The organism is Demequina maris (genome assembly GCF_000971155.1).
In the GTDB taxonomy this organism is placed as follows: Bacteria; Actinomycetota; Actinomycetes; order Actinomycetales; family Demequinaceae; genus Demequina; species Demequina maris.
The window spans coordinates 321,028-334,311 of sequence record NZ_BBLX01000002.1; the positions used below are offsets into that span (position 1 = coordinate 321,028).

Sequence of the window (13,284 nt, forward strand, 5' to 3'; positions counted from 1 at the left end):
GGGCGGGACGGTGGACGGGCCGCAGACGCCGAAGGCCGGGACCCCGCAGGGCCCCGGCCTCCTGGACAGCGGTTACGCGGTCAGCGCCGCCGCGAGCTTGTCGAACGTGTCGACGTACGCGTCGATCGCGGCGTCCGAGTGGACCACGGAGAGCGTCCACTCCTCCTCGCGGCCCGGCGTCATGAAGATGCCGTGGTTCATGTTCCACAGCCACGCCAGGTCGCACAGCTCGGCGTCCTGCGCGTTCTTGAAGCCCTCGTAGTCCGTGATCTTCTCGGTCGAGAACGTCACGCAGCCCTTCGAGCCGATGCCCACGGCGTAGCCCGGGAGGTCGTACTTCTCGATGACGGCCTGGCAGCCGGCGACGATGCGGTCGTTGAGCTCGCCGAGGCGCACGTAGGACTCGGGCGTGAGCACCTCGAGCAGCGAGGCCTTCGCGGCCGCCATCGACAGCGGGTTCCCGTTGTAGGTGCCCACCTGGTAGACCTTGCCGCTCTCGACGACCGACATGACCTCCTCGGAGCCGCCGATCGCGCCCGACGGCAGGCCGCCGCCCAGCACCTTGGCGAGCGTGACCAGGTCGGGCATGACGCCGAACTTCTCCGTCGCGCCGCCCGGGGCGATCGCGAGGCCGGTCTTGACCTCATCGAAGATCAGCACGATGCCGTGCTTCGCGGTGATCTCGCGCACGGCCTCGAGGTAGCCGGGCTCCGGCAGGACGACGCCGAGGTTCATCATGGCGGCCTCCATGATCACGCAGGCGGGCAGGCGGCCCTCCTCCGCGAGGCGCTCGATGCGGCGCTCCATGGCGCCGGCGTCGTTGAACGGCACGGCGACGGTCATGTCGACGGTCGCCTGCGGGATGCCCGCGCCGTAGGCCAGCGACGCGTAGTTCTCGCGGTCGCCGATCTTGTCGTACTCGACGCCGATCGACACCATGACCGTGTCGTGGTGGCCGTGGTACGAGCCGAAGATCTTCATCACGGTGTCGCGGCCGGTGTAGGCGCGCGCGATGCGGATCGCGTCCATGGTCGACTCGGAGCCCGAGTTGGTGAAGCGCCACTTGGGCAGGCCCCACCGGCGTGCGAGCTCGTCGGCGACGTCGATGACGTCCTCCGTGGCCGCGGCGAAGTGCGTGCCGAGCGGGTAGCGCTTCGCGAGCGCCTCGCCGATCGCGGGGTGCGCGTGCCCCTGGACCATCGAGCCGAAGCCGTTGTGGAAGTCGTAGTACTCGTTGCCGTCGACGTCCGTGATGCGGTCGCCCGCGCCCGACTCGATGTAGATCGGCCACGGGTCGCGGCCCTGGTAGCTGGACGCGACACCGCCGGAGAGGTGCTCCGAGGCGTGGCCGTACATGGCCTTGGACTTGGTGGTGCGCTCGTTCAGCAGCGCGGTCTGCTCCTCGATGAGCTGCGCGATACGGGCGCGGTCGAGCGTGACAGGCATGACTCCTCCACCCGACCGGCCTGGCGACGGGCATCTTCATGAGGTGGTTTCGCGACCGCCCGCCGGCCTGGCGCTGGGGTCGCACACCCGGGGAGTGCAACTACGACGATAGCCCAGGCCGTGTTTCAGTTCCATGACGACGGCCGGACGATGCGTCGCGCGCCCGAGCGCCGACGGGCGCCGTGTCCGGAACGGCCGCGACCGGGACCTCGGGCCTTGCGCGTCCCCGCGCGGGTGGGGTTCGATGCCGCTCAAGCACACCACCGTCAGGAGTGATACCCGTGGTCAGCACGGTCTTCGAGCGCCAGCCCGGCGCCGCATCGTCCATCGCCGCCATGCTCGAGGGCTCGACCCTGAGCCCCTTCTGGACGGACGATGCGCCCGGCCCCGCGCGCCCCGCGCTCGCGGGCAGCCACCGGGCCGACCTGGTGATCGTGGGCGGCGGCTACAGCGGGCTGTGGACCGCGGTGATGGCGAAGGAGCGCGACCCGGAGCGCTCGGTGATCCTGCTCGAGGCGCGCCGCGTGGGCTGGGCCGCGTCGGGCCGCAACGGCGGCTTCTGCGAGGCGAGCCTCACGCACGGCCACGAGAACGGCGCCTCGCGCTGGCCGGAGGAGATCGACGAGCTCGACCGCCTGGGGATGGAGAACCTCGACGAGATCGAGGCGACCGTCGCGCGCTACGGCATGGACGTGGACTTCCAGCGCACCGGCGCGCTCGCGGTCGCGGTCGAGCCGCACCAGGTGGAGTGGCTCGAGGGGGAGGGCGTGCTCGACGCCGAGGCGACCCGCGCGCTGGTGAACTCGCCCACCTACCTGGGCGGACAGCTGAGCCCGGACGACACCGCGCTCGTGCACCCCGCGAAGCTCGCCCGCGAGCTCGCGCGCGTCGCCGAGGAGCTGGGCGTGCAGATCTTCGAGGAGTCGCCGGTGGTGGCGCTCGAGGACGGGCCGGTGGTCCGGACGCGCGACGGCGTGGTGCGCGGCGGTCGCGTCGCGCTCGCGACCAACGTCTTCCCGTCGCTGCTCAAGCGCAACCGCCTCATGACGGTGCCGGTCTTCGACTACTCGCTCATGACCGAGCCGCTCACGGACGCGCAGCTCGCCGATATCGGCTGGGAGGGGCGCCAGGGCGTCGCCGACCTCGCCAACCAGTTCCACTACTACCGGCTCACGGCCGACAACCGCCTGCTGTTCGGCGGCTACGACGCGATCTACCACGCCGGCGGCCGGCTCAAGGCCTCGTACCAGGAGCGACCCGAGTCCTACGAGAAGCTCGCGAGCCACCTGCTCACGACCTTCCCGCAGCTCGACGGCATCACGGCCACCCACCGCTGGGCCGGCGCGATCGACACCAGCACCCGGTTCTGCGCGTTCTTCGGCTCGGCGCGCGGCGGCGACGTGGCGTACTCGCTCGGCTTCACCGGGCTGGGCGTGGGCGCGACCCGCTTCGGCGCGAACGTCATGCTCGACCTGCTGGCGGGCGAGGACACCCCGCGGACCCGCCTGCGCATGGTGCGGGAGCGGCCCCTGCCGTTCCCGCCCGAGCCGCTCGCGAGCCTCGGGATCAACGCCACGCGGTGGTCGCTCGACCAGGCCGATCACCGCGAGGGCCGCCGCAACGTCCTGCTGCGCACGCTCGACCGCCTGGGCCTGGGGTTCGACTCATGACCGCGATGCGGCCGTGATCCCGGCCGGCGCGGGCTGGGTGCTCGCGACCGGCGCCGCCCTCATCGCCGTGGAGCTCGCGCGCGCGGTGCCCGCGTGGCTGCGCGTGCGCCGCACGGGCCGCGTGTCCGGGCTGTCGGCGGTGTCGCTCGGGGTGCTGCTGGGCTCGGTGCCCGCGTGGCTGGCCGTCGCGGTGCTCGCGCAGGCGTGGGGCGTGCTCGTCGCGACCCTGGTGTGGGCGTTCTTCCACGCCCGGCTGTGCCGCGAGGCGGTGCGGATCGACCGGGGCTTCCGCGCGGTCATCCCGCGCGCTGCGGCGGCGACGCTCGCGGGCCTCGCGCTCATCGGCATCGTCGGCGAGGCGGTGGGCCTCCTGCGGGTGTCGATCGGCATGTCCCTCGTCGCGGTGACGGCCGCCTACTCGCTGCCCGCGCTGTGGTCCGGCATGCGCGCCGCCGACGTCGCCGGCATCTCCGTCCTCGCGACGGCGGTGAGCGCGCTCGAGGGCGCGATCTACGTCGTGGTGGGGATGGGCTGGACCGGCACCGCGGTCATCCCGAGCTACCTCGCGTTCGGGGCGCTCGCGATCGCGACCAACGTGCCGCGCTGCTGGCGCGCGGTCGCGCACCGCGCCCGCGAGCGCCGGCTCCCGCGCGCCGAGCCGCTCGGGCTAGGGTTCGAGCCATGAACCTCGAACCCGGCCTGCCCGTCGACCTCCTCGCGCTCCCGCTCGAGACCGAGCCCGTGCCCGCCGACATGGTCGAGCAGGGCGCGCCCGTCGCCGGCGCCGCCGCGCTCGCCGAGATCGCCGAGGTCGAGGTGGGCGTGTGGGAGATGACCGTCGGCGTCGCGACCGACGTCGAGGCCGACGAGGTCTTCGTGGTCCTCACCGGCCGCGCGACCATCGAGTACCTCGACCCCGCGCTGCCCACCGCCGAGGTCGGCCCCGGCTCGATGGTGTGGCTGACCGAGGGCATGAGCACCCGCTGGACCGTCACCGAGACGCTGCGCAAGGTCTACGTCGCGGGCTGACCCCTAGTCGCGGGAGCCGGGACGCGCGAGCAGCGCGATGTGCAGCGCGGTCTGCGTCTCCCCGTCCTCGAGGTCCACGCCCAGCAGCCCCTCGATGAGCTCGAGCCGCTGGTAGAACACCGAGCGCGACAGGTGCGCCGCGCGCGCCGCCGCGGTCCGGTTGCCCGGGTGCGCGAGCGCGGCCCGCAGCACCCGCTGCAGGTCGCCGCCGGTGCGCTGGTCGTGCTCGACGATGGGGGACAGCACCCGCTCGCCGTGGTCGAGCAGGCGGTGGTCGTCCCGCAGCCCGCTGAGGAGCCGCGCGAGTGGCCGGCGGTCGACCCACAGCACGGTGCCCGCGGCGGGCTCTCCCGCGTTGTCGATCGCCTCGTGCAGCGACAGCGTGGCCGCGTCGACCTCGTCGGCCTGGTGGCCCACGGTGATCGCGACCCGCGCGGAGTCCCGCAGCGCGCGCTGGAGCGCGGCCGTGAGGGCGTCGTCGAGGGGACGATGCGCGGGCATGGACAGCAGCACGACGGTCAGCGGGCCGCCGGTGCGGCCCGTCGTGGCGAGCGCGCGGGCGCGCCCGCCGATGCCGAGCGCCCACGCCTCGATCTCCGCGGGCGACGGCTCGCCGCCGCGCAGCGCGAGCCCGTACAGCAGCCGGTCCGTCACGGGCACGCCCGCGGCCTCGAGCCGCGCCGCCATCGCCTCGGGCGTCGCGAAGCGGCCCGCCAGCAGCGGGTCGAGCACGTGGCGGCGCGAGAGCGTCGCCCACTCGTCGCGGCCGCCGTCGGCGAGCCGGCCGAGCGCGAGCGCGATCGCGCCCTGGCTGAGGACGTTCGCCCGTCCGGCGGGGTGCGCGGGCCCGGGCAGCGCGACGAGCGAGCCCCAGCGCTTGCCGCGCGCGTCGACCGGCACGACGACCCAGCCGTCCTCGTCGGGCTCGCGGTGCGCGGCGCGCGAGCGCCGCTCCCAGTCGCCGAGCACGGCCTGCTCGGCACCCGTCGGGATCTCCGCGATGAGCGCCTCGTGCGCGAGGCTCTCGAGCACCACCGGAGCGCCCAGCGCGCGGGCGAGCTCGCGCACCACGTGGTCGGCGGGGGCGCCGCGCAGCGCGAGCGACGTGAAGGTCTCGCGGACCTCGTCGCGTGCCCGCAGCGCGGCCATCTGGCCCGCGATGATCCGGTGGTGGCCGGCCTCGGTCAGCGTGACGAAGCGCGTCTCGCGATGGAGCAGGACGAACGCGAGGCCGTGGCGGCGCGCCGCCTCGACCACGGCGGTGGGCGGCACTGTGTAGCGCGTGCCGAGCTCGAGCACGAGCGCGGCGATGCCGGCCTCGGCGAGGCTGTCGACCAGGCCCGTGAGCGACGCATCGTCCTCGGGCCAGGCCGTCCCCATCGACAGCAGCAGCTCGCGGCCCTCGAGCATGCGCGCGATGTCCGAGCGCTCGGAGGTGTGCACCCAGCGCACCGGGGCCTCGAGCGCGGGTCCGCCGACGACCACCTCGGGCAGCCCGGCGCGGAACGCCGGGTCCTCGAGAAGCTCGGCGACGGTGGGCAGCGCGGCGAGCGCGGCGCCAGCCGGACGATGTGTCGGACTGACGCCGTAATCGCGACGGTCGGAGGGGTCCATCGGCTCATCGTATGTGTGAATCTGAACCTCATCGCACCACCCCCGCGTCGGGCAGAGTGTCCGGCGCGCGTCGAGAGGAGAGCCGTGAGCCTGATCCGTCACCACGTCGCAGGCCAGGAGGCCGGCGCCGGCGAGCGCACCGGCCAGGTCTGGAACCCCGCCACGGGCGAGGTCGTGGGCGAGGTCGCCTTCGCCTCGGTGGCCGAGACCGAGGCGGCCATCGCCGCCGCGAAGGCCGCGCTGCCGGGCTGGCGCGCGACCGGCCTCGTGCGCCGCGCGGACGTGTTCTTCCGCATGCGCCACCTGCTGGTCGAGCGCCAGGACGAGCTCGCCGCGATCATCACGCGCGAGCACGGAAAGGTGCTGTCGGACGCGAAGGGCGAGATCAGCCGCGGCATCGAGAACATCGAGTTCGCCGCGGGCCTCGTGCACCACCTCAAGGGCGAGCACTCGGAGCAGGTCGCGCGCGGCGTCGACGTGCACTCGACCAAGCAGCCCGTCGGCGTGGTCGGCTGCATCACCCCGTTCAACTTCCCGGTCATGGTGCCGCTCTGGATGGCGGCCTCCGCCATCGCGTGCGGCAACACCGTGGTGCTCAAGCCCTCGGAGAAGGACCCGTCCGCGTCGCTGTTCCTCGCCGCCCTCTTCGAGGAGGCGGGCTTGCCTGCCGGCGTCCTCAACGTGGTCCACGGCGACAAGGTCGCGGTCGACACGATCCTCGACTCGCCCGACGTCAAGGCCGTGTCCTTCGTCGGCTCCACCCCCGTCGCCCGCGCGATCTACGAGCGCGGCACCGCGAACGGCAAGCGTGTCCAGGCCCTCGGCGGCGCGAAGAACCACATGATCGTCATGCCCGACGCGGACCTCGACGCCGCGGCCGACGCCGCCGTGTCCGCCGCGTACGGCTCGGCCGGCGAGCGCTGCATGGCGATCTCGGTGCTCGTGCCCGTGGGCGAGGAGACGGCCGACGCGCTCGTCGCGAAGGTCGCCGAGCGCATGGCCACCCTCACGATCGGCGACGGCACCGACCCGGCCTCCGAGATGGGCCCGCTCATCACCCGCGAGCACCGCGACCGCGTCGCGTCGTACGTCACGGGCGCCGAGGCCGAGGGCGCGAGCGTCGTCGTCGACGGCACCACGCAGGCGTTCGAGGGCGACGGCTTCTTCGTCGGCACGAGCCTCGTCGACCACGTCAAGCCGGGCATGAAGGTGTACGACGACGAGATCTTCGGCCCCGTGCTGTCGGTGACCCGCGCGTCGTCCTACGACGAGGCGGTCGCGCTGGTCAACGCCAACGCGTTCGCGAACGGCACCGCGATCTTCACCCGCGACGGCGGCACCGCCCGCGCGTTCGAGATGGACATCGAGGTCGGCATGGTGGGCGTCAACGTGCCGCTGCCGGTGCCGATCGGCGCGTACTCGTTCGGCGGCTGGAAGAGCTCGCTGTTCGGCGACTCGCACATCTACGGCCCCGAGTCGATCCACTTCTACACGCGATCCAAGGTCGTGACGACCCGCTGGCCCGACGCCAGCGAGTCGCAGATCGACCTCGGCTTCCCGAGCAACCACTAGGAGGCGCGATGACCATCGAGAACGACGCGATGACCGGTGCCGAGGCGCGCGTTCGCGCCGACGACCGCGGCCACGTGTTCCACTCGTGGAGCGCGCAGGGCCTCATCGACCCGCTGCCGGTCGCCGGCGGCGCGGGCTCGGAGTTCTGGGACTACGCGGGCAACCGCTACCTCGACTTCGGCTCGCAGCTGGTCAACCTCAACCTCGGCCACCAGCACCCCGACCTGGTCGCCGCGATCGAGAAGCAGGCCCGCAGCCTCGCGACCATCCAGCCGTCCTTCGCGAACGACGTGCGCGGCGAGCTCGCGCGCCTCATCACGGACGTCGCGGGCGACCGCTTCACCAAGGTGTTCTTCACCAACGGCGGCGCCGACGCGAACGAGAACGCGGTCCGCATGGCCCGCCTCGTCACGGGCAAGCGCAAGGTGCTCGCGATGTACCGCAGCTACCACGGCAACACCACGACCGCGATCTCGCTCACGGGCGACCCGCGTCGCTGGCCCAACGAGCCCGCCGACGGCTCGGTGGTGCACTTCTTCGGGCCGTACCTGTACCGCTCGGCCTTCCACGCGGAGACCGAGGAGCAGGAGACGCGGCGCGCGCTCGAGCACCTCGAGCAGACCATCGTCCTCGAGGGCGCATCGACGATCGGCGCGATCGTCATCGAGACCGTGGTGGGCACCAACGGGGTGCTCGTTCCGCCGCCCGGCTACCTCGCCGGCGTCCGCGAGCTGTGCGACCGCTACGGCATCGTCTACATCGCGGACGAGGTGATGGTCGGCTTCGGCCGCACCGGCGAGTGGTTCGCGTTCCAGGGCCACGGCGTGACCCCGGACCTCATCACCTTCGCGAAGGGCGTCAACTCGGGCTACGTGCCGCTCGGCGGCGTGGTGATCTCGGAGGAGATCGCGGCGGCGTTCGACGAGCGCGCCTTCCCCGGCGGCCTCACGTACTCGGGCCACCCGCTCGCGTGCGCCCCCGGCGTCGCCACGTTCGAGGTCTTCCGCCGTGACGGCATCCTCGAGCGGGTCCAGGACCTCGGCGAGCGCGTGGTGCGCCCCATCCTCGAGGGCTGGCTCGAGTCCCACCCGTGCGTGGGCGAGGTGCGCGGCACCGGCCTGTTCTGGGCGATCGAGCTGGTCCGCGACAAGGAGACCCGCGAGCCGCTCGTGCCGTTCAACGCGTCGGGCAAGGACGCCGCCCCCATGGGCGTCTTCGCGAAGGCGTGCAAGGACTCCGGGGTGTGGCCGTTCGTGCACTTCAACCGCACGCACGTCGCGCCGCCGCTCGTCATCACCGAGGACGAGCTGCGGCGCGGCCTCAAGGTGATCGACGAGGCGCTCAGCGAGGTCGACGCGCTCATCGCCTGAGCTCCGACCCCGCGTGCTGTGAGGGGCTCAGTGCCCGATCCGACCTCTTTCGGGCACTGAGCACCTCGCAGCGCCCACCGGGCGCCACGCGGGACGATGCGGCGGCTAGCTGAGCAGCCCCGCCGCGCGCAGCGCCGCCCACACCTGGGCACGGCCCGCCACGGTGGTGAGGTCCTGGCCCAGCAGCTCCTGCGCGGCCGCGAGCCGCGCCCGCACCGTGTGACGGTGCACCCCGAGCGCCCGCCCCGCCGCATCGTGCGCGCAGTCGGCCGCGAACCACGCGGCCACCGTCGCCACCAGCTCGGACCCGTGCTCGGCGTCGTGCCGGGCGAGCGGCTCGAGCGCGGCCCGCGCGACGGTGCGCGCCTCCGCGCCGTCGAGCAGCGCCAGCACGCCCGCGCCGGGCAGGTCCGCGAAGCGCGTCACCGGCGCGGTGCGCCGCTCGCGCGCCGTCCGCGCCTGCGCGAGCCCGGCCGCGACCTCGCCGAGGCCCACCGGGTCGGAGACGCCGGCCGCGCCGCCGTGGCGGAGCACCAGCTCGTCGATCAGCGCCGCGTCCGCCTCCTCCAGCACCATCACGAGGTCGCCGTCCTGCTCGGCGCGCAGCACCGGCACCCCGCGGGTGTCGAGCCAGCGGCCCACGCCGCCCACCGCGGCGAGGCGCTCGTCGGCGATCGCCACGACGACGGGGGAGGAGGGCAGCGGCGCGCCCGAGGCGCTCGCGACGTCGCCCGCGAAGGCGACGTCGCCGCGCACCAGGGTCGCCAGCACCCCCGCGGCGAGCGCGTCACGCGCCTGCTCGAGGTCCTGGCGCTGCTCGAGCGCGAGCGCGGCCATCGCGACCACCGTGGTGACGACCGCGCGGTGCTGCTCGTCGAGCTCCTCGGCGGCGATCGCGAGGACCGCGCGCAGGCGGCCGCGCTGGCCGAGCGTCTGCAGGTGGAAGGCCTGCTCGCCGACCGTCACGCCCGACGTCGCCTGCACGCCGCGGACCAGCAGGTCGCCGGCGTGGCGCTGCAGCGCGGCCACCGTGGCGGCGTCGATGCCGCCGCCGGGGTGCTCGTGCAGCAGCGCGCCCGCGTCGACGAGCCCCACCCACGTGCCCAGGCGTCGCGCCAGCTCGGCGAGCATCGAGCGCAGCCCGTCGGGGCGCAGCGCGGCGACCGCGACCGCGCGCTGCGCCTCGAGCGCCCACGTTCGCCGCTCGTAGGCGACCGCGGCGAGCGCCTCGGCGTTGGCGCGGGCGAGTGCGATGAAGGGAGTGTCGTAGGGCACCTCCCACAGCGGCAGGCGGGCCGCGACGCACGCGGCGAGCAGCGCCTCCGGGATGCCCTCGCGCGCCACCTCGGTGCCGAAGCCGAGCCCGAGCATCCCCGAGCGCGCGAGCCGGCGCACGTACGCGGCGTAGGGCTTGGGGTCGTCGCCCGCGTCGCGGAACTGCGTCCCGGTCGTGAGCAGCACCATGCCGCCCGCGAGGAACGGGGTCGGATCCGCGAGGTCCGAGCTGTGCACCCAGCGCACCGTCGCGTCGAGCGCGCCCGGCGCCACCGCGTCCTCGGGCGTCGCGAGGCGGAGCTTGAGCTCGGGACGCGCGAGCAGCGCGCGGATCGTCGGGGCGGCCATGAGGTGAGCCTGCCACCGTGGACAGTCCGCCGCAAGACGTTGTACGCAGCGGCGAGTGCCCGCGTCCCGCCCGCGCGCCTAGCGTCGACCACATGACCACCCTCGACACCGCCGCCTCCGCGACCACCGGCGGGCCCGCGCTCGCCCAGGAGCGACGCCTCGTCACCGCGATCCCCGGACCGCGCTCCCAGGAGCTGCTCGACCGCAAGGCCGCCGCCGTCGCGGCGGGCGTGGGCCACACGGCCCCGATCGCCGCGGTCGCCGCGGGCGGCGGCGTCGTCGTCGACGCCGACGGCAACTCGCTCATCGACCTCGGCTCCGGCATCGCCGTCACCAGCGTGGGCAACGCCCACCCCAAGGTGGTCGAGGCCGTCCAGCGCCAGGCCGCGTCCTTCACCCACACGTGCTTCATGGTGTCGCCCTACGAGGGCTACGTCGCCGTCGCGGAGGCTCTCAACCGCCTCACGCCGGGCGACTTCCCCAAGAAGTCCGCGCTGTTCAACTCGGGCGCCGAGGCCGTCGAGAACGCGGTGAAGATCGCGCGCAAGGCGACCGGCCGCCAGGCGGTCGTGGCCTTCGACCACGCGTACCACGGCCGCACCAACCTCACGATGGCGCTCACCGCGAAGTCGATGCCCTACAAGAGCGGCTTCGGGCCCTTCGCCTCCGAGGTCTACCGGGCGCCGATGTCCTACCCGTACCGCGACGGCCTCACCGGCCCCGAGGCGGCGGCCAGGGCGCTGTCGGTGATCGAGAAGCAGGTGGGCGCGGACAACCTCGCGGCCGTCATCATCGAGCCGATCCAGGGCGAGGGCGGCTTCATCGTCCCCGCCGAGGGCTTCCTCCCGGCCATCTCCGAGTGGTGCACCGCCAACGGCGTCGTGCTCATCGCGGACGAGGTGCAGTCCGGCTTCGCCCGCACCGGCGCGATGTTCGCGTCGGAGCACTTCGGCCTCGTGCCCGACCTCGTCACCACCGCCAAGGGCATCGCCGGCGGCCTCCCGCTCGCCGCGGTCACCGGCCGCGCCGAGATCATGGACGCCGCGCACGTGGGCGGCCTGGGCGGCACGTACGGCGGCAACCCGATCGCGTGCGCCGCGGCGCTCGCCAGCATCGACGCCTTCGAGACCGAGGGCTTCGTCGAGCGCGCCGCCGAGCTGGGGGAGATCATGCTCGGCCGCATGCGCGCGCTGCAGGCGGAGGACCCGCGCGTGGGCGACGTCCGCGGCCTCGGCGCGATGGTCGCCATCGAGCTCGTCGACCCCGCGACCCAGGCGCCCGCGCCCGCGCTCGCCGGCGCGGTCGCGAAGCGCTGCATCGCCGAGGGCGTCGTCGTCCTCACGTGCGGCACGTACGGCAACGTCCTGCGCTTCCTGCCGCCGCTCAGCATCGGGGACGACCTCCTGCACGAGGGCCTCGACGTCGTCGCGGCCGCGCTCGCCGCGGAGGTGGCCGCATGACCGCCGCCGCCGAGCGCACGCTGCTCGACTCCGTCCCCGGCGCCCTGTACATCGGCGGCGAGTGGACCGCCGCGTCGTCCGGCGCCACCTTCGACGTCCTCGACCCGTCGACCGGCGACGTGCTCGCGAGCATCGCCGACGCCACGCCGGACGATGCGCAGCGCGCCCTGGACGCGGCCGTCGCCGCGCAGGACGCGTGGGCCGCGACGGCCCCGCGCAAGCGCTCCGACATCCTCCGCCGCGCGTTCGACCTGGTGCGGGAGCGCACCGAGGACTTCGCGCTGCTGATGACGCTCGAGATGGGCAAGCCGCTCGCGGAGGCGCGCGGCGAGGTCGCGTACGGCAACGAGTTCCTGCGCTGGTTCTCCGAGGAGGCCGTGCGCATCACGGGCCGCTACGGCGACAACCCCGAAGGCACGGGCCGCATGGTCGTCTCGCAGCGCCCGGTGGGGCCGAGCTACCTCATCACGCCGTGGAACTTCCCGCTCGCGATGGCGACCCGCAAGATCGCGCCCGCGCTCGCGGCCGGCTGCACCGTCGTCGTGAAGCCCGCCGCCCTCACCCCGCTCACGACGCTGCTGCTCGCGAGCGTGCTCGAGGAGGCCGGCGTGCCCGCCGGCGTCGTGAACGTCATCACGACCACCTCGTCGCGTGCGGTGACCGAGCCGATCCTGGCCGACCCGCGCCTGCGCAAGCTGTCCTTCACGGGCTCGACCGAGGTGGGCCGCGCGCTCATGAAGCAGGCCGCCGACGGCGTCCTGCGGGTGTCGATGGAGCTCGGCGGCAACGCCCCGTTCCTCGTCTTCGAGGACGCGGACCTCGACGCCGCCGTCGAGGGCGCGCTGATGGCGAAGTTCCGCAACATCGGCCAGGCGTGCACGGCGGCCAACCGCTTCATCGTGCACGCATCCGTCGCCGACGAGTTCGCGCGCCGCGTCACCGCGCGCGTGTCCGCCATGAAGGTGGGCCGCGGCACCGAGGACGGCGTCCAGATCGGCCCGCTCATCGACGACCGCGCGGTCGCCACCTCGCTCGCGCTCGTGGACGATGCGGTGGCGCGCGGCGCCTCCGTCGCCACCGGCGGCTCCGCCGTCGAGGGCCCGGGCACGTTCGTCGAGCCCACCGTCGTCACCGGCGTGCGGCCCGGCTCCGAGATCCTCAGCACGGAGATCTTCGGCCCGGTCCTCGCGATCGCGACCTTCGAGACCGAGGACGAGGCGATCGCCCTCGCGAACTCGACCGAGTACGGGCTCGTCTCGTACGCCTACACCCGTGACCTCGCCCGCGGTCACCGCCTCATCGACCGGCTCGACACCGGCATGATGGGCCTCAACGCGGGCGTCGTCTCGAACGCCGCGGCGCCGTTCGGCGGCGTGAAGCAGTCCGGCATCGGCCGCGAGGGCGGTGCCGAGGGCATCCACGAGTACCTGTCGACCAAGTACACGCTGATCCCGCACGGCTGAGCGCGACGTTCCCCACCCACCCCACCGAAGGAGAGAC

Annotated in this window: 10 protein-coding genes; 7 read left to right on the forward strand and 3 right to left on the reverse strand. The window is 73.9% G+C overall.

From position 1 onward, the window contains the following. Positions 1 to 72 precede the first annotated feature (72 nt). On the reverse strand, positions 73 to 1,446 hold the full coding sequence (locus tag AOM02_RS03770; RefSeq protein WP_062296795.1) for an aspartate aminotransferase family protein: 1,374 nt from the start codon (positions 1,444 to 1,446) through the stop codon (positions 73 to 75). 281 nt (positions 1,447 to 1,727) lie between these two features. On the opposite strand from AOM02_RS03770, the gene AOM02_RS03775 reads away from it, so the two are divergent. The 3 genes from AOM02_RS03775 to AOM02_RS03785 are packed head-to-tail and all read left to right on the forward strand — an operon-like array spanning position 1,728 to position 4,145. After that, positions 1,728 to 3,116 carry an NAD(P)/FAD-dependent oxidoreductase gene (locus AOM02_RS03775; protein ID WP_062296797.1) on the forward strand — a complete coding sequence of 463 codons (1,389 nt, stop codon included), beginning with the start codon at positions 1,728 to 1,730 and terminating at the stop codon, positions 3,114 to 3,116. A 13-nt stretch (positions 3,117 to 3,129) separates the two neighbouring features. Continuing rightward, on the forward strand, positions 3,130 to 3,801 hold the full coding sequence (locus tag AOM02_RS03780; protein WP_062296799.1) for a hypothetical protein: 672 nt from the start codon (positions 3,130 to 3,132) through the stop codon (positions 3,799 to 3,801). Further along, positions 3,798 to 4,145, forward strand: a complete 348-nt coding sequence (locus tag AOM02_RS03785; RefSeq protein ID WP_062296802.1) for a cupin domain-containing protein — start codon at positions 3,798 to 3,800, stop codon at positions 4,143 to 4,145. The genes AOM02_RS03780 and AOM02_RS03785 overlap by 4 nt, the downstream gene beginning before the upstream one ends. Before the next feature lie 3 nt (positions 4,146 to 4,148). On the opposite strand, the gene AOM02_RS03790 is transcribed toward AOM02_RS03785, so the two are convergent. Beyond that, the gene (locus AOM02_RS03790; RefSeq protein ID WP_082099602.1) at positions 4,149 to 5,759 is read right to left on the reverse strand and encodes a PucR family transcriptional regulator; all 1,611 of its coding nucleotides are present in this window, start codon (positions 5,757 to 5,759) and stop codon (positions 4,149 to 4,151) included. 84 nt (positions 5,760 to 5,843) lie between these two features. On the opposite strand from AOM02_RS03790, the gene AOM02_RS03795 reads away from it, so the two are divergent. Continuing rightward, a complete protein-coding gene (locus tag AOM02_RS03795; RefSeq protein ID WP_062296804.1) occupies positions 5,844 to 7,331 on the forward strand; it encodes a CoA-acylating methylmalonate-semialdehyde dehydrogenase in 1,488 nt (495 codons plus the stop codon). Between the two features lie 8 nt (positions 7,332 to 7,339). After that, a complete protein-coding gene (locus AOM02_RS03800) occupies positions 7,340 to 8,701 on the forward strand; it encodes an aspartate aminotransferase family protein (protein ID WP_062296806.1) in 1,362 nt (453 codons plus the stop codon). Between the two features lie 105 nt (positions 8,702 to 8,806). On the opposite strand, the gene AOM02_RS03805 is transcribed toward AOM02_RS03800, so the two are convergent. Beyond that, positions 8,807 to 10,324 (reverse strand): PucR family transcriptional regulator, encoded by a 1,518-nt coding sequence (locus AOM02_RS03805; protein ID WP_062296808.1) that lies wholly within the window; start codon positions 10,322 to 10,324, stop codon positions 8,807 to 8,809. Positions 10,325 to 10,416: 92 nt separating this feature from the next. Here AOM02_RS03805 and gabT point away from each other — a divergent pair, with 92 nt between their 5' ends. After that, positions 10,417 to 11,784, forward strand: a complete 1,368-nt coding sequence (gene gabT, locus AOM02_RS03810; protein WP_062296810.1) for a 4-aminobutyrate--2-oxoglutarate transaminase — start codon at positions 10,417 to 10,419, stop codon at positions 11,782 to 11,784. Continuing rightward, entirely contained in the window at positions 11,781 to 13,247 is a 1,467-nt protein-coding gene (locus AOM02_RS03815; protein WP_062296812.1) for an NAD-dependent succinate-semialdehyde dehydrogenase, read from the forward strand. The genes gabT and AOM02_RS03815 overlap by 4 nt, the downstream gene beginning before the upstream one ends. Positions 13,248 to 13,284 lie beyond the last annotated feature (37 nt).